We start from the raw sequence: 16,987 nt of genomic DNA, 5'->3' as shown, positions 1-16,987 counted from the left end.
CGATGTCCGAGAATAAATTAAACGTTATCGATTTGCACAAACGCTACGGCGAACACGAAGTGCTGAAAGGGGTCTCACTGCAAGCGAATGCCGGAGATGTAATAAGCATCATCGGATCGTCGGGATCGGGGAAAAGTACCTTTCTGCGCTGCATTAACTTCCTCGAAAAACCGAGTGAAGGGTCGATCGTGGTCAATGGCCAGACGATCAATCTGGTGCGCGACAAAGACGGTCAACTCAAAGTCGCCGATAAAAATCAACTGCGCTTACTGCGCACACGCCTGACGATGGTATTCCAGCACTTCAATCTCTGGAGCCATATGACGGTGCTGGAAAACGTCATGGAAGCGCCGATTCAGGTGTTGGGCCTGAGCAAGCAGGAAGCGCGCGAGCGGGCGGTGAAGTATCTGGCAAAAGTCGGGATAGACGAACGTGCGCAGGGGAAATACCCGGTGCACCTGTCCGGTGGTCAGCAACAGCGTGTTTCCATAGCGCGGGCGCTGGCAATGGAACCGGAAGTTTTACTGTTTGATGAACCTACCTCGGCGCTCGATCCTGAACTAGTAGGCGAAGTGTTGCGCATTATGCAGCAACTGGCAGAAGAGGGGAAAACCATGGTGGTAGTGACTCACGAAATGGGCTTTGCTCGTCATGTTTCTACTCACGTCATTTTCCTCCATCAGGGGAAAATAGAGGAAGAAGGCGCGCCGGAGCAGTTATTTGGCAACCCGCAAAGCCCTCGTCTGCAACAGTTCCTTAAAGGTTCGCTGAAATAATTGCCTCTCCGGTGGCTAACGCTGCCGGAGTATTTTCAAGGGGAATTTGCGAGTCAGCTTCCGCTGAAATGTAAAATTTGCAGTCCGCTAAAAATACTTCTGAATTCGCTGTCCAAAGATAAAAACTGCCTGCTGCATTGGGTGTTAATCGTGGTTATTGTCGCGTCATCTTAAATTTGAGGGGTGACGGAACGCCATGACAATATCGACAACTTCCACGCCGCATGATGCGGTATTTAAATCTTTTTTACGCCATCCAGACACCGCGCGGGATTTTATTGATATTCATCTTCCCGCGCCGCTGCGCAAACTGTGTGATTTAACGACGCTTAAACTGGAACCAAACAGTTTTATTGATGAAGACCTGCGGCAATATTATTCCGACCTCTTGTGGTCTGTGAAAACGCAGGAGGGAGTGGGTTATATTTATGTAGTGATAGAGCACCAAAGTAAGCCGGAAGAATTAATGGCTTTTCGCATGATGCGTTATTCCATTGCGGCAATGCAAAACCAGCTTGATGCGGGCTATAAAGAGCTTCCATTGGTGATCCCGATGCTGTTTTATCATGGTTGCAGAAGTCCTTATCCTTATTCACTCTGCTGGCTTGATGAATTTGCCGAGCCTGCGATTGCCCGTAAAATATATTCATCGGCTTTTCCGTTGGTGGATATTACCGTGGTGCCGGATGACGAGATTATGCAACATCGCAAAATGGCGCTGTTGGAGTTAATTCAGAAACATATTCGTCAGCGCGATCTGTTGGGATTAGTCGACCAAATTGTTTCGCTGCTAGTTACAGGGAACACTAATGACAGACAGCTAAAAGCCCTGTTTAATTATGTATTACAAACGGGAGATGCCCAGCGTTTCCGTGCATTTATTGGTGAGATAACAGAACGCGCACCACAAGAAAAGGAGAAACTGATGACCATTGCTGACAGATTACGTGAAGAAGGCGCAATGCAGGGCAAACACGAAGAAGCCCTGCGTATTGCTCAGGAGATGCTGGATAGAGGTTTAGACAGAGAGTTAGTTATGATGGTGACCCGACTTTCACCAGACGATCTTATCGCGCAAAGCCACTAATCCTGTAACACCGGGAGTTAACTGGCGGATGTTTGCTGTAAACCACATCAGCGAACGACATCCGCCAGCGCCTCTTCTAAATCGTACCAGCGAAACGCAAAACCCGCTTCTTCCAGCCGTTTAGGCAGCGCGCGTTGTCCACCTAATACCAGTACTGAAGATTCGCCCATTAACAGTCGAATGGCGGTCGCGGGGACGCGCAAAATGGCCGGGCGATGCAGCGCATGACCGAGCGCATGGGCAAATTGTTCATTGCGTACCGGGTAGGGCGAAACCATATTAAATGGCCCGCGCAGCTCGTTATCCAGCAGCCAGAGAATGCCGTTGACCATATCATCGATATGAATCCAGGCCAGATACTGCCGACCGGAACCAATCGGCCCGCCCAGGCCAAGACGAAACGGCGGCAGCATTTTACCGAGAATACCGCCATCCGGTGCCAGCACTACGCCGGTACGCAGCAGGCACACTCGCGTTTTGTCACTTTGCGCCCGGCAGGCAATTTCTTCCCAGCGGGCGCAGAGTTTATGGGTAAATTCGTTATGCGGCGGTTCCTCTTCGGTAACCACCACTTCACCTAAGTCGCCATAATAGCCCGTTGCCGAGCCGGAAATGAGTACCGACGGTGGCGTGTCGCTGGCATTAATCAAATCGACCAGTTTTTGCGTGATATTCCAGCGGCTTTGGCAGAGACGCTCTTTTTGCTCGTGAGTCCAGCGTTTATCAGCAATCGGTTCTCCGGCCAGGTTGATTACCGCATCAACGCCGTTGAGGTTGCTTTGATCGGCAAGCCCTTGCCATAGTGTCACCCGAGGGCCGAGAACGGAACTGGCTTTCTGCGGGTTACGCGTCATTACCGTGATTTGATGGCCCAGCTCCAGCAAACGTGGAATCAAATGGCGACCAATTAATCCCGTCCCTCCGGTGATCACTATGTTCATGCAGCCTCCCGATATGGCGGTTAACGCTGCCAGCTTAAGGTCATGGATACCGAATCGGCGTAGCGCAGCGCGTGCAGTTTATCGATCTCCACTTCAGCATACGTCACCCAGTGATGTTCACGTGCGATATCGAGCACATCCTGAGTTAATTTTTCCAGCAAAGAGAAACGGTTATTCTCTACATGCTGAATAATGTTTTTCGTTACGGTGCGATAATTCAGCGCATCGTTGATATCTTCGCTGGTGCGCGCTTTATCGGCGGGGTAGTGGATCGTCACATTGATAACAATATCCTGACGGTTGTTAATTTCTTCTTCCTTAATTCCGATAAACGTACGTAAACGAAGGTTCTTTATACGAATAATAGCGGCAGGTTGTGCCATTGCAGGTTCTCCGTTGTTTTACTTAGGATGAAATAATACACGAGAATCTGTTTCTGTTAACTATCCGAACGCTCATCACCGAGTTGTGCTTTTAGCAGTGCCTGCCCGGTGGCAGGGCGCGAACGGATCCGCTCATGCCAGTTCTTGACTGCCGGATACATAGCGAGGTCTATTCGCTGGCGAGTCCAGGCATTAACCCACGGCCAGCAGGCAATATCCGCAATGCTGTAGTTCTCGCCTCCCAGCCAGGGCGAGTTTTCCAGCCGCTTGTTCAGTACATGGTACAGACGCTGAGTTTCAACCTGATAACGTTCAATAGCGTAAGGAATGGTTTGGGGGGCTGCGTGATTAAAATGATGATTTTGCCCAAGCATCGGCCCCAGTCCGCCTACCTGCCAGAATAACCACTGTAATGTGGCGGCGCGTTCACGCGTTTCATGACTCAAAAAGAGCCCCGTTTTCTCAGCCAGATACAACAAAATGGCACCAGATTCAAAGAGGCTTAGCGGTTCGCCGCCATCGGCTGGAGAATGATCAACAATTGCCGGAATTTTGTTGTTAGGCGAAATGCGCAAAAATTCCGGGCGAAACTGACCGCCTTTCCCCAGGTCTACCTTTATCAAGCGATAATCCAGCCCTGCTTCTTCGAGAAACAGCGTAATTTTGTGGCCATTGGGTGTCGGGGCGAAATAGAGATCGATCATTGCAGCTCCGGTTGTCTAATCATCTGAACACCACAAGTATAGAAAGCGCGGCGACTTGCGTGAGTATTCGTCACGTGACAGTGACAAAAAGGCTCTATAGTTTGATAGCCAGCCCCCTTTATTGCCGAGGACATAATGAGTAAACCCGCTATCACGCTTTGGTCAGATGCCCATTTTTTCTCCCCTTATGTGTTATCCGCCTGGGTGGCGTTGCAGGAAAAAGGCCTGTCGTTTCATATCAAGACCATCGACCTCGACAGCGGTGAACATTTGCAACCGACGTGGCAAGGTTACGGTCAGACACGCCGTGTGCCGTTATTACAAATCGATGATTTTGAGTTGAGTGAATCTTCTGCCATTGCGGAGTATCTGGAAGATCGATTTGCGCCACCGACCTGGGAACGTATTTATCCGCTTAATTTAGAAAATCGTGCGCGTGCACGACAGATTCAGGCCTGGCTGCGCAGCGATCTGATGCCCATTCGCGAAGAGCGTCCGACGGATGTTGTCTTTGCGGGGGCGAAAAAAGCGCCACTAACGGCCGAGGGAAAAGCCAGTGCAGAGAAACTGTTCGCGATGGCAGAACATTTGTTAGTACTGGGTCAGCCGAATTTATTTGGTGAATGGTGCATTGCTGATACTGATCTGGCGCTAATGATTAACCGCCTGGTACTACATGGCGATGAGGTGCCAGAATGCCTGGTGGATTATGCGACATTCCAGTGGCAGCGAGCGTCTGTCCAGCGTTTTATTGCACTTTCAGCGAAGCAATCTGGCTGATAGCAACGACAGAATCCAGTATCATAGCTTACGTTTTTTCGACGAGGAGTGAGTGATGAAACTGATGTTTGCATCGGACATTCATGGGTCGTTACCGGCGACGGAACGTGTTCTGGAGTTGTTTGCCCAAAGCGGTGCCCAGTGGCTGGTGATCCTTGGCGACGTGTTGAATCACGGCCCGCGTAATGCTTTACCGGAGGGTTACGCGCCAGCCAAAGTCGCTGAACGGCTTAATGAAGTGGCACATAAGGTTATCGCTGTGCGCGGCAACTGCGACAGCGAAGTGGATCAAATGCTGCTGCATTTCCCGATAACCGCGCCGTGGCAACAGGTATTACTGGAAAAACAACGTCTGTTTTTGACGCATGGTCATCTTTTTGGCCCAGAAAATCTGCCTGCTTTAAACCAGAACGATGTGCTGGTGTACGGCCATACCCATCTGCCAGTGGCAGAACAGCGGGGGGAGATTTTCCACTTCAACCCCGGCTCGGTGAGTATTCCGAAAGGCGGTAATCCGGCGAGTTATGGCATGCTCGATAATGACGTACTCAGTGTAATCGCACTCAATGATCAAAGTATCATTGCGCAGGTCGCGATTAATCCGTAATTTACCCACAACTCAAAATGCGCCGTAAGAGCGCCAGATAAAGAAGGTTTCCTGATAATGGAACAGCGTCGTTTGGCAAGTACTGAATGGGTGGATATTGTCAATGAAGAGAACGAAGTCATTGCACAAGCCAGCCGGGAACAAATGCGGGCACAGTGTCTGCGTCATCGTGCAACTTACATCGTCGTGCATGATGGCATGGGCAAAATTCTGGTCCAGCGTCGTACCGAGACAAAAGACTTTTTACCCGGCATGTTAGATGCGACCGCAGGCGGTGTGGTCCAGGCCGATGAGCAACTGCTGGAATCCGCGCGTCGCGAAGCGGAAGAAGAGTTGGGCATTGCCGGTGTCCCCTTTGCTGAGCACGGGCAGTTCTATTTCGAAGATAAAAATTGCCGTGTCTGGGGCGCATTGTTCAGCTGCGTCTCTCACGGTCCCTTCGCCCTACAGGAAGATGAAGTCAGTGAAGTTTGCTGGCTGACGCCGGAAGAAATCACCGCACGCTGCGATGAGTTCACTCCAGACTCGCTGAAAGCGCTAGCGTTGTGGATGAAGCGCAATGCCAAAAATGAAGCCGTAGAGACTGAAACGGCAGAATGAAAAAAGAGCCGCAATTGCGGCTCTTAACATTTTTAGTGGTAGCCCATCAACTGAGCGCCGATCACTACGACGCTGGACATAATAAACAGCAGTCCAAGCAGGGTCGCGCCCACCTTCAGCCAGTTACGGAAGTCCACCCGGCAAACACCGAGCGTCGCCATTAACGAAGCTGAGGTCGGGTAAATGATGTGACTGAAGCCATCACCAAACTGGAACGCCAGCACGGTAACCTGACGGTTAACACCGACCAGATCGCCAAGCGGCGCCAGTAACGGCATGGTTAACGCCGCCTGACCAGAACCGGACGTCACGAAGAAATTAAATACCGCCTGGAAGAGCAACATAAACCAGGCCGCGACCGCGTTGTCCAGACCGCTAATGGCATTGGCAATGCTGTTGAGGATGGTATTTAACACGCTGGCATCACCCGCTTCACCATTACCGACCAGCAGCAAAATCCCTTTGGCGAAACCCACCAGCAGGGCAGGGGCGATCATCATTCGCGCCCCTTCGGTAAAGGATGAAGCCATGGTATTAACCGTCATGCCGTTAAGGCGGAAAATAACGCCGATGATGCCAATCACCAGACCCATGGTGAAGAACTGGCTGGCAATTTCTGGAATAAACCAGGCATTAACGATCACGCCCCAAATCACCCAGACCATTACGGCGGTCAGGACAATCAATACCAGCCAGTCACCAAAGGTAAACGGACGTTGTTCAACATCTGCCTGCTTTTCACGAAAGAAGCGGTCGGACTCATGCACGCGTGACAGAAGAGGATTCTTTTTCACTCGTGAGGCGTACACCATGGTAAAGATCAGGCCAATCAGAGTGGCGATAACCCACACCACGATGCGCAACCCGGAGCCAGAAAGCACCGGAACGCCGGCAATCCCCTGAGCAACGACCACACAAAACGGGTTCATCCACGAACTGGCAAAACCGATTTGCGTGGCAATATAGGTCACCAGGACGGTGGTAATACTGTCATAGCCCAGCCGGACCATTAGCGGTGCGATGATAATGGCAAAGGCGACGGCCTCTTCCCCCATACCAAATACCGCGCCGCCAAGTGAAAACAGAATAAACAGCGCAGGAATAAAGAGAATTTCATTCCCGCGGGTATGGCGAATAAGCGCCAGGATGCCGTTATCAATGGTTCCTGTACGCATCACAATGCCAAACGCGCCGCCAATCACCAGCATAAACATGATGATGCCAACGGCTGTCCCGTATTTCGATCCTGAGGTTAACCCTTCAAATGGGAAGTTCATCAGGCCCGGGCGTTCATCGCCCGTCGTGAACAGCTGTACGCGGTGATACTCAGGTTCGCCTGCTTCGTTAGTCAGAATGCGAAATGAGTGTGGATCTACGACTTTGCGTGTTTTTGTTTGACCATCAACCTGATACTGCACTTCCTGACTGTCAAACATCCCCACCGGAACTACCCAGGTGGCAAGGCTGGTTAAAATAGCAACAAAAAAGATAATCACCAACGTATCGGGCATTGCCCATCTTCTTGTTGGTTTGGATTCAGTGATTGCGGACATAGCGCAAATATTCCCTTGCACAAAACAAAGTGGTAAGTATGCAAAGTGAAATGGCGCAATTCATTGATGCAGCGCAGTTAAGCAAGATAATCAGAAAGGATTAATGCAAATTAAGAGAATAAAAAACCGGAAATAGTGACTATTTCCGGTTCAGATATCCGCAGCGCAAAGCTGCGGATGATGACGAGATTACTGCTGCTGTGCAGACTGAATCGCAGTCAGCGCGATGGTGTAGACGATATCGTCAACCAGTGCGCCACGGGACAGGTCGTTAACCGGCTTGCGCATACCCTGCAGCATCGGCCCGATGGAGATCAGGTCGGCAGAACGCTGTACCGCTTTGTAGGTGGTGTTACCGGTGTTCAGATCCGGGAAGATGAACACGGTAGCGCGACCTGCAACCGGAGAGTTCGGAGCTTTGGATTTCGCAACGTCAGCCATTACCGCAGCGTCGTACTGCAGCGGACCGTCGATCATCAGGTCAGGACGTTTTTCCTGCGCCAGACGAGTTGCTTCGCGAACTTTTTCTACGTCGCTACCTGCACCAGAAGTACCGGTGGAGTAGGAGAGCATAGCAACGCGCGGTTCGATACCGAAGGCTGCAGCGGAATCAGCGGACTGAATCGCGATTTCTGCCAGCTGTTCTGCGGTCGGATCCGGGTTGATCGCACAGTCACCGTAAACGTAAACCTGTTCCGGCAGCAGCATGAAGAACACGGAAGATACCAGGGAGCTGCCCGGTGCAGTTTTGATCAGCTGCAGCGGCGGACGGATGGTGTTTGCGGTAGTGTGAACAGCACCGGAAACCAGACCATCAACTTCATCCTGTTCCAGCATCAGCGTACCGAGCACCACGTTGTCTTCCAGCTGTTCGCGGGCAACGGTTTCGGTCATGCCTTTGTTCTTACGCAGCTCGACCAGACGACCAACATAGCTTTCGCGAACCACTTCTGGATCAACGATTTCAATGCCTGCACCCAGTTCTACACCCTGAGACGCTGCAACACGGTTGATCTCTGCCGGATTACCCAGCAGTACGCAAGTTGCGATACCACGTTCAGCACAGATAGCGGCTGCTTTAACGGTACGCGGTTCGTCACCTTCCGGCAGTACGATACGTTTGCCCGCTTTGCGCGCAAGTTCAGTCAGCTGATAACGGAACGCTGGCGGAGACAGACGACGGCTGCGCTCAGAAGTGGCAGTCAGAGAATCGATCCAGTCAGCGTTGATGTAGTTAGCAACGTATTCCTGAACTTTCTCGATACGCTCGTGATCGTCAACTGGAACTTCCAGGTTGAAGCTCTGCAGGCTCAGAGAAGTCTGCCAGGTGTTGGTGTTCACCATAAATACCGGCAGGCCGGTAGCGAAAGCACGTTCGCACAGTTTAGAAATGCGCGCGTCCATTTCGTAGCCGCCAGTCAGCAGCAGGGCACCGATTTCTACGCCGTTCATGGCAGCCAGGCAAGCGGCAACCAGCACGTCAGGACGGTCTGCGGAAGTCACCAGCAGAGAACCGGCACGGAAGTGCTCCAGCATGTGCGGAATGCTGCGTGCGCAGAAAGTGACGGATTTAACGCGGCGAGTATTGATGTCGCCTTCGTTGATGATGGTCGCATTCAGGTGGCGAGCCATATCGATCGCACGAGTCGCGATCAGGTCAAAGCTCCACGGCACAGCGCCGAGAACCGGCAGCGGGCTGGATTCTTGCAGCTTCGCCGGATCAACATTGTTTACTTTAGCTTTGGAAGAGTCGTCGAAAATCTCGGACAGATCCGGGCGAGTACGACCCTGTTCATCAACCGGTGCGTTCAGTTTGTTAACGATAACGCCGGTGATGTTGGTGTTTTTGGCACCGCCGAAGCTGTTGCGGGTCAGTTCGATACGCTCTTTCAGCTGTTCCGGGGTGTCAGTGCCCTGAGACATAACGAAGACGATTTCCGCATTCAGCGTTTTAGCGATTTCGTAGTTCAGAGACTGGGCAAACTGGTGCTTACGTGTCGGGACCAGACCTTCAACCAGAACGACTTCAGCGTCTTTGGTGTTAGCGTGGTAGTTTGCGACGATCTCTTCCATCAGCACATCTTTCTGATTGCTGGAAAGCAGACCTTCAACGTAGCTCATTTTCAGCGGTTCAGCGGCCGTCGTAGTGGAAGAGTTCGCACGTACGATAGTCGTAGTCTGATCGGGCGCATCGCCACCGGTACGCGGCTGAGCGATAGGTTTGAAAACGCTCAGACGAACGCCTTTGCGTTCCATTGCACGGATCACGCCAAGGCTGACGCTGGTCAGACCGACGCTGGTTCCGGTAGGGATCAGCATAATAATACGGGACACGGTTTATCCTCTTTCGTTACCGCCGATTTGGCGGGTTACAAAACAGCACCGCCAGCTGAGCTGGCGGTGTGAAATCAGGCAGTCAGGCGGCTCGCGTCTTGCGCGATAACCAGTTCTTCGTTAGTTGGGATAACCACCGCAGGACGGGTACCTTCTTTGTTGATGAAACCAGATTTGCCGAAACGTGCAGCCAGGTTGCGTTCATGATCAACTTCAAAGCCCAGCACGCCCAGTTTGCCCAGAGACAGTTCACGAACCATCGCGGCATTTTCACCGATACCACCGGTGAATACAACAGCGTCCAGACGACCATCCATCAGCGCAGTGTAGGCACCGATGTATTTCGCCAGGCGGTGGCAGTAAACGTCCATTGCGCGCTTCGCGTCTTCTTTCGTCGCGTAGTTGTCTTCAACATAGCGGCAGTCGCTGGTCACTTCGGTCAGACCCAGCAGGCCAGACTCTTTGGTCAGCAGTTTGTTGATTGCGTCAACGCTCATGCCCAGGGTGTCGTGCAGGTGGAAGATGATCGCCGGATCGATATCACCAGAACGGGTACCCATGACCAGACCTTCCAGCGGGGTCAGGCCCATAGAGGTGTCAACGCATTTACCGTTGCGGATAGCAGAAACGGAACCACCGTTGCCCAGGTGGCAGGTGATGATGTTCAGTTCTTCTACCGGTTTGTTCAGCATTTTTGCCGCTTCCTGGGTTACATAGAAGTGGCTGGTGCCGTGCGCGCCGTAACGACGGATGCCGTGCTCTTTGTACAGGTTGTACGGCAGGGCGTAGAGGTAAGACTCTTCCGGCATAGTCTGGTGGAACGCGGTGTCAAATACAGCAACGTTTTTGTCTTTCAGCTGTGGGAAAGATTTCAGAGCTTCTTCGATACCGATCAGGTGAGCCGGGTTGTGCAGCGGTGCAAAAGAAGCTGCATCTTTGATACCCTGAATAACAGACTCATCGATCACTACGGAGCTGGTATACTTTTCGCCGCCGTGTACGATACGGTGACCGATAGCAGTCAGCTGCGCAGACAGTTCTGGTTTTTGTGCCAGAATAGTATTAACGATAAAGTTGAGCGCTTCGCTGTGAGCGGCGCCTGCACCTAAAGCCGCTTCCTGTTTATTGCCGTCCATTTTCCATTTGATACGTGCTTCGGGCAGGTGGAAACATTCGGCTAAACCAGAAAGGTACTCTTCACCATTTACTGCATCGATGATGGCAAATTTCAGTGAAGAACTACCGCAGTTCAGAACCAGTACTAACTTACTCGACATGGAAGTACCTATAATTGATACGTGGCTAAAAAAACGTCAGGGAGCCATAGAGCGTAGCGCATGATGACACCGACATTTATGATTAACATCATGCACTGCAAATTTTTTTTGCATGATGGAAGAAATATCTTGAGTCTATGCCATTTTGCGTAATTTTCAGCCAATGGCATAATGTATATGAATTTGACGACTCAATGAATATGTACTACTTAGGCCTTCAGGCTGCTAAAGGATACCTGATAGTGGGTATGGAAGACAAAATGTTTTGAACGTTGTCCCGCTGAGTTGTGAATTTGCACAAATTTTTGAATCTTTATATGTGAAGTTGAGGTGAAGCATGTCAACGCCGGATAATCGTTCTGTTAATTTTTTTAGCTTGTTTCGCCGGGGACAGCATTACTCAAAGACGTGGCCGCTGGAAAAACGCCTTGCCCCGGTCTTTGTCGAAAATCGCGTTATCAAGATGACGCGTTATGCGATCCGTTTTATGCCGCCGATCGCCGTATTTACTCTCTGCTGGCAGATTGCCCTGGGCGGTCAGCTTGGGCCGGCAGTTGCCACTGCCCTGTTCGCCTTAAGTTTACCCATGCAGGGATTGTGGTGGCTGGGCAAGCGTTCTGTCACGCCATTACCCCCTGCAATCCTCAACTGGTTTTATGAAGTTCGCGGTAAATTGCAGGAGTCTGGACAGGTGTTGGCACCCGTTGAAGGCAAGCCTGATTACCAGGCATTAGCTGACACGCTTAAGCGCGCCTTCAAACAACTGGATAAAACTTTCCTTGATGATTTGTAATTGACCCCTGATTACGCATATAAAAGAAAGCATACTCAGCCTTCTTTTTTTTCACCGTAATAGAGTGATACAGGAGTCAACAATGGAAATGACCAACGCGCAACGTCTTATTTTGTCTAATCAGTACAAGATGATGACTATGCTCGATCCGGCAAATGCTGAACGTTACCGTCGCCTGCAAACAATCATTGAGCGTGGTTATGGATTACAGATGCGTGAACTGGATCGCGAGTTTGGCGAGCTGAAAGAAGAAACCTGCCGCACTATCATCGACATTATGGAGATGTATCATGCGTTGCATGTTTCCTGGTCTAATTTGCAGGACCAGCAATCCATCGATGAACGTCGTGTCACCTTCCTCGGCTTTGACGCCGCCACTGAAGCACGTTACCTCGGTTATGTCCGCTTTATGGTTAATGTGGAAGGGCGCTATACCCATTTTGACGCCGGAACTCACGGTTTTAACGCCCAGACGCCAATGTGGGAAAAATATCAGCGCATGCTTAATGTGTGGCATGCCTGCCCGCGTCAGTACCATTTGAGCGCCAACGAAATTAATCAAATTATCAACGCCTGAGGAGGCCCGCGTGCGGTGCAAAGGTTTTCTGTTTGATCTTGATGGAACGCTGGTGGATTCCCTGCCTGCGGTAGAACGGGCGTGGAGCAACTGGGCCAGACGTCATGGGTTAGCGCCGGAAGAGGTGCTGGCTTTCATTCACGGTAAACAGGCGATCACCTCTCTGCGCCATTTTATGGCGGGCAAATCCGAGGCTGATATTGCCGCCGAGTTTACGCGTCTGGAGCAAATCGAGGCCACGGAAACCGAAGGTATTACCGCGCTTCCGGGGGCAATCGCCTTACTCAATCATTTGAATAAAGCAGGTATTCCGTGGGCCATTGTGACTTCTGGCTCCATGCCGGTAGCGCGAGCGCGCCATAAAATAGCGGGGCTTCCCGCACCAGAGGTGTTTGTAACCGCTGAGCGAGTGAAGCGCGGAAAACCAGAACCTGATGCGTATCTGTTAGGCGCGCAGCTGCTGGGGCTTGCGCCGCAGGAGTGTGTGGTGGTGGAAGATGCTCCCGCTGGCGTGCTTTCTGGCCTGGCGGCGGGTTGCCATGTCATTGCGGTTAACGCTCCGGCAGATACCCCGCGCCTGAATGAGGTCGATTTGGTCCTCCACAGTCTGGAGCAAATTACTGTGACCAAACAGCCAAATGGCGATGTTATTATTCAGTGAAACACCTGATCATGATTTAGCCCCGTCTCGTCGGGGCTTTTTTATGGCAGAATCAAGTCATCCCCCTCAATTAACAAGGATAAGTTGTGAACGGTGAATTGATTTGGGTTCTTTCATTACTGGCCGTTGCCATCGTCTTGTTTGCGACGGGCAGAGTGCGTATGGATGCGGTCGCTTTGTTTGTTATTGTCGCGTTTGCATTAAGCGGAACGCTGACAGTCCCAGAAGTATTTTCCGGCTTTTCTGATCCTAACGTTGTCCTGATTGCCGCCTTGTTTATTATTGGCGATGGTTTGGTCCGTACCGGTGTTGCCACCGTAATGGGAACATGGCTGGTCAAAGTTGCGGGCAACAGTGAAATCAAAATGTTGGTTTTGTTGATGCTGACCGTCGCGGGGCTTGGCGCGTTTATGAGTTCAACCGGCGTTGTCGCTATCTTTATTCCCGTGGTGTTAAGCGTTGCCATGCGTATGCAAACGTCGCCGTCACGTCTGATGATGCCGTTAAGTTTTGCCGGGCTGATTAGCGGCATGATGACGCTGGTGGCGACGCCGCCGAACCTGGTAGTCAACAGTGAATTGCTGCGTGAAGGCTATCACGGCTTCAGTTTCTTTAGCGTAACACCTATTGGCCTGGTCGTGCTGGTGCTGGGTATTTTGTATATGTTAGTGATGCGTTTCATGCTGAAAGGGGATACCCAGACCCCGCAGCGCGAAGGCTGGACGCGTCGAACCTTTCGCGATCTTATCCGTGAATATCGACTGACCGGGCGTGCGCGACGTCTGGCTATCCGCCCCGGATCGCCAATGATTGGTCAACGGCTGGACGATCTCAAATTACGTGAGCGTTATGGCGCTAACGTCATCGGTGTTGAACGCTGGCGGCGTTTTCGTCGCGTTATCGTGAACGTTAATGGGGTTTCTGAATTTCGCGCGCGTGACGTTTTGCTTATTGATATGTCTGCGGCTGATGTCGATCTCCGGCAATTTTGTAGTGAGCAATTGCTGGAGCCGATGGTACTGCGCGGCGAGTATTTTTCTGACCAGGCCCTTGATGTGGGCATGGCAGAGATTTCATTAATTCCTGAGTCAGAACTTATTGGTAAATCGGTGCGCGAAATTGGTTTTCGTACCCGCTACGGACTGAATGTGGTGGGGCTAAAGCGCAATGGCGTGGCGCTGGAAGGTTCGCTGGCGGATGAGCCTCTGCTGCTGGGCGATATCATCCTGGTTGTGGGTAACTGGAAACTGATCGGTATGCTGGCCAAACAGGGCCGCGACTTCGTAGCGCTGAACTTACCGGAAGAGGTGAGTGAAGCATCGCCCGCGCACAGCCAGGCACCCCATGCCATTTTCTGTCTGGTGCTAATGGTGGCGTTAATGCTGACAGATGAAATTCCTAATCCTGTTGCCGCTATCATCGCCTGCCTGCTGATGGGGAAATTCCGCTGTATAGATGCTGAAAGCGCCTATAAATCCATTCACTGGCCGAGCATTATTTTGATCGTTGGGATGATGCCGTTTGCTGTGGCATTACAGAAAACGGGAGGTGTCGCGCTGGCGGTGAAAGGGCTGATGGACATTGGCGGTGGTTACGGGCCACATATGATGCTGGGTTGTTTGTTTGTCTTGTCGGCGGTTATTGGGCTATTTATCTCTAATACCGCGACGGCGGTGTTGATGGCTCCGATTGCGCTGGCTGCTGCCAAAACGATGGGGGTGTCGCCTTATCCATTCGCGATGGTCGTGGCGATGGCAGCATCCGCCGCCTTTATGACACCGGTTTCTTCACCTGTTAACACACTGGTTTTAGGTCCGGGAAATTACAGCTTCAGTGACTTTGTGAAGTTGGGGGTACCGTTCACCATTATCGTGATGGCGGTTTGTGTGGTGATGATCCCGATGCTGTTTCCGTTTTGACAAGAGCCTGATGTCGCATCCGGCGCTTATTGCCTGATGCGACGCAGACTCCGGCTGCTTACAGCGGTGAATCCTGGCTAATCTCATCGAGCGAAAGATGGAAGCTGGGAACAAATACTTCCATGAAGTAGTCCATCTCCTGGCTGCGACGCGCTTCAAGCGTCGCTTCCAGTCGCGTTTTTGCCAGCAAGAATTCATTATTTCCGGCCGCGAGTTCTTCCAGACATTTCAGATATGCACACAGTGCATCTGCCTGTTTCACCAGCGATTTTTCTTCATCGCTATATGCATGCTCGTCAATTAACGGCGCAAAGATATCCCGCAGCTCTTCCGGAACCATATCGACCAGTTTTTGCTGAGCGATTTTTTCAATCGCCTTGTACTCCTGAGCGATTTGCGAATTGAAGTATTTCACCGGAGTAGGGAGATCGCCGGTGAGCACTTCTGAGGCATCGTGGTACATCGCCAGTAAAGCGATACGTTCGGCGTTGACATTACCGCCAAATTTCCGATTTTTGATAGCTGCCAGCGCATGGGCGACCATCGCTACCTGCAAACTGTGTTCGGACACATTTTCCGTCCGCACGTTGCGCATGAGCGGCCAGCGGTTAATGAGTTTCAGGCGGGAGAGATGGGCAAAAAAATGGCTATGTTTCATAGTGACCTTACGTATGATGACATCATCAGGTCATTGTGGCGGGATAACACTGCCGGATGCAATCTCCGGCAGTGAAATTAAGATTACAGCTGATGATAACCAGAAAGGAAACGCGCGAACTTACTCAAAGACAGCTCGATATCATCGACACGCGGTAGCGTGACAATGCGGAAGTGGTCCGGCCACGGCCAGTTGAATGCCGTCCCTTGCACCAACAGAACTTTTTCCTGCAACAGGAAATCCAGCACCATTTTCTGATCGTCGTGAATGTTAAAGCGTTTGGCGTCGATTTTCGGGAACATGTACAGCGCACCACGAGGTTTCACGCAGGAAACGCCCGGAATATCGTTGATCAATTCCCACGCGCGGTTACGCTGCTCATAAAGACGACCGCCAGGGGTAATAAATTCACTGATGCTCTGATAACCACCCAGCGCGGTCTGAATGGCGTGTTGCGCAGGAACGTTAGCACACAGGCGCATTGAAGCCAGCATTTCCAGACCTTCGATGTAGCCTTTGGCGTGTTTTTTCGGCCCGTTCAACACCATCCACCCCTGACGGAAGCCTGCAACGCGGTACGTTTTCGACAGTCCATTAAAGGTAATGGTCAGCAGGTCAGGTGCCAGCGGCGCAATTGAGTGATGCTCAGCGTCGTCGTAGAGAATTTTGTCATAAATTTCATCGGCGAAGATAATGAGATTATGCTGACGTGCAATCTCCACAATCTCCATTAAAAGCTCTTTGGAATATACCGCGCCGGTTGGGTTATTTGGGTTGATAATAACGATCCCACGCGTACGAGGCGTAATTTTAGCGCGAATATCATCGAGGTCCGGGAACCAGTCAGAGGATTCATCGCAAAGATAATGCACCGCTTTACCGCTGGAAAGCGAAACCGCCGCGGTCCATAGTGGGTAATCTGGTGCAGGAACCAACATTTCGTCCCCGCTGTTCAGCAATGCCTGCATTGCCTGAACGATAAGCTCCGATACACCATTGCCGATGTAAATATCTTCCACGGTAACATCACGCATGCCACGAGCCTGGTAGTGCTGCATGATGGCTTTACGCGCGGAGTAAAGACCTTTGGAATCGCAATACCCTTGAGCTGTAGGCAGGTTGCGTATCACGTCAACGAGGATTTCATCTGGCGCGTCAAAACCGAACGGGGCTGGGTTGCCGATGTTCAGTTTCAGTACCTTGTTACCTTCTTCTTCCAGGCGTTTTGCTTCTTTCAGCACCGGACCACGGATGTCATAACAGACATTCTCTAATTTGCTGGATTTTTCAATGGGGGACATGAATCTTGACCTTTTTTGCTGTTATCGCCACTCCCT

General features: G+C 51.3%; 17 protein-coding genes. 9 read left to right on the top strand and 8 right to left on the bottom strand.

The features are described 5' to 3' along the window. Positions 1-2: 2 nt before the first annotated feature. Positions 3-776 carry a histidine ABC transporter ATP-binding protein HisP gene (gene hisP / locus OQV04_RS03165; RefSeq protein WP_001293612.1) on the top strand — a complete coding sequence of 258 codons (774 nt, stop codon included), beginning with the start codon at positions 3-5 and terminating at the stop codon, positions 774-776. 196 nt (positions 777-972) lie between these two features. Beyond that, positions 973-1,863, top strand: coding sequence for a recombination-promoting nuclease RpnB (gene rpnB, locus OQV04_RS03160; protein ID WP_032281280.1), 891 nt, complete (start codon positions 973-975; stop codon positions 1,861-1,863). 47 nt (positions 1,864-1,910) lie between these two features. On the opposite strand, the gene OQV04_RS03155 is transcribed toward rpnB, so the two are convergent. Genes OQV04_RS03155 through yfcG form a run of 3 tightly spaced genes read right to left on the bottom strand, consistent with a single transcriptional unit; the run spans position 1,911 to position 3,891 of the window. Beyond that, on the bottom strand, positions 1,911-2,804 hold the full coding sequence (locus OQV04_RS03155) for a TIGR01777 family oxidoreductase (protein WP_001551399.1): 894 nt from the start codon (positions 2,802-2,804) through the stop codon (positions 1,911-1,913). A gap of 20 nt (positions 2,805-2,824) precedes the next feature. Continuing rightward, positions 2,825-3,187: a dihydroneopterin triphosphate 2'-epimerase gene (gene folX, locus OQV04_RS03150; protein ID WP_000068457.1), complete on the bottom strand. Its 363-nt coding sequence runs from the start codon at positions 3,185-3,187 to the stop codon at positions 2,825-2,827. A gap of 56 nt (positions 3,188-3,243) precedes the next feature. After that, entirely contained in the window at positions 3,244-3,891 is a 648-nt protein-coding gene (gene yfcG / locus OQV04_RS03145) for a GSH-dependent disulfide bond oxidoreductase (RefSeq protein ID WP_000566499.1), read from the bottom strand. A gap of 135 nt (positions 3,892-4,026) precedes the next feature. Between yfcG and yfcF the strand changes: the two genes are divergently transcribed. Genes yfcF through yfcD form a run of 3 tightly spaced genes read left to right on the top strand, consistent with a single transcriptional unit; the run spans position 4,027 to position 5,878 of the window. Then, complete coding sequence (yfcF, locus tag OQV04_RS03140) at positions 4,027-4,671, top strand: glutathione transferase (protein ID WP_032281278.1); 645 nt, start codon at positions 4,027-4,029, stop codon at positions 4,669-4,671. Between the two features lie 55 nt (positions 4,672-4,726). Beyond that, the gene (gene yfcE, locus OQV04_RS03135) at positions 4,727-5,278 is read left to right on the top strand and encodes a phosphodiesterase (RefSeq protein WP_000772452.1); all 552 of its coding nucleotides are present in this window, start codon (positions 4,727-4,729) and stop codon (positions 5,276-5,278) included. Positions 5,279-5,335: 57 nt separating this feature from the next. Further along, on the top strand, positions 5,336-5,878 hold the full coding sequence (yfcD, locus tag OQV04_RS03130; RefSeq protein ID WP_000437935.1) for an NUDIX hydrolase YfcD: 543 nt from the start codon (positions 5,336-5,338) through the stop codon (positions 5,876-5,878). A gap of 32 nt (positions 5,879-5,910) precedes the next feature. Here yfcD and yfcC read toward each other — a convergent pair whose 3' ends face one another. The 3 genes from yfcC to ackA all read right to left on the bottom strand — a co-directional run bounded on the left by yfcC (position 5,911) and on the right by ackA (position 11,042). Further along, positions 5,911-7,431, bottom strand: a complete 1,521-nt coding sequence (gene yfcC, locus OQV04_RS03125; protein WP_032281276.1) for a putative basic amino acid antiporter YfcC — start codon at positions 7,429-7,431, stop codon at positions 5,911-5,913. Between the two features lie 189 nt (positions 7,432-7,620). Continuing rightward, complete coding sequence (gene pta, locus OQV04_RS03120; protein ID WP_000086716.1) at positions 7,621-9,765, bottom strand: phosphate acetyltransferase; 2,145 nt, start codon at positions 9,763-9,765, stop codon at positions 7,621-7,623. Between the two features lie 74 nt (positions 9,766-9,839). Beyond that, positions 9,840-11,042: an acetate kinase gene (ackA, locus tag OQV04_RS03115; RefSeq protein ID WP_000095707.1), complete on the bottom strand. Its 1,203-nt coding sequence runs from the start codon at positions 11,040-11,042 to the stop codon at positions 9,840-9,842. Between the two features lie 337 nt (positions 11,043-11,379). On the opposite strand from ackA, the gene yfbV reads away from it, so the two are divergent. From yfbV to OQV04_RS03095, 4 genes are all read left to right on the top strand, one after another. Next, positions 11,380-11,835 carry a terminus macrodomain insulation protein YfbV gene (gene yfbV, locus OQV04_RS03110; protein ID WP_000106627.1) on the top strand — a complete coding sequence of 152 codons (456 nt, stop codon included), beginning with the start codon at positions 11,380-11,382 and terminating at the stop codon, positions 11,833-11,835. Between the two features lie 82 nt (positions 11,836-11,917). After that, entirely contained in the window at positions 11,918-12,412 is a 495-nt protein-coding gene (locus tag OQV04_RS03105) for a YfbU family protein (RefSeq protein WP_000426124.1), read from the top strand. A gap of 10 nt (positions 12,413-12,422) precedes the next feature. Continuing rightward, positions 12,423-13,073 carry a hexitol phosphatase HxpA gene (gene hxpA / locus OQV04_RS03100; RefSeq protein ID WP_001203399.1) on the top strand — a complete coding sequence of 217 codons (651 nt, stop codon included), beginning with the start codon at positions 12,423-12,425 and terminating at the stop codon, positions 13,071-13,073. 86 nt (positions 13,074-13,159) lie between these two features. After that, positions 13,160-14,992: an SLC13 family permease gene (locus tag OQV04_RS03095; protein ID WP_001012899.1), complete on the top strand. Its 1,833-nt coding sequence runs from the start codon at positions 13,160-13,162 to the stop codon at positions 14,990-14,992. A 58-nt stretch (positions 14,993-15,050) separates the two neighbouring features. On the opposite strand, the gene yfbR is transcribed toward OQV04_RS03095, so the two are convergent. Together yfbR and alaA are read right to left on the bottom strand one after the other, a co-directional pair. Next, positions 15,051-15,650 carry a 5'-deoxynucleotidase gene (gene yfbR / locus OQV04_RS03090; protein WP_032281274.1) on the bottom strand — a complete coding sequence of 200 codons (600 nt, stop codon included), beginning with the start codon at positions 15,648-15,650 and terminating at the stop codon, positions 15,051-15,053. Positions 15,651-15,733: 83 nt separating this feature from the next. Further along, complete coding sequence (alaA, locus tag OQV04_RS03085; protein WP_000074527.1) at positions 15,734-16,951, bottom strand: alanine transaminase AlaA; 1,218 nt, start codon at positions 16,949-16,951, stop codon at positions 15,734-15,736. Positions 16,952-16,987: the final 36 nt, after the last annotated feature.

Source organism: Escherichia sp. Lx600-2 (assembly GCF_036662595.1).
GTDB classification, from domain to species: domain Bacteria; phylum Pseudomonadota; class Gammaproteobacteria; order Enterobacterales; family Enterobacteriaceae; genus Escherichia; species Escherichia coli.
The sequence above is the reverse complement of the archived record's forward strand: the minus strand, read 5'-3'. Positions and strand labels throughout refer to the sequence as shown.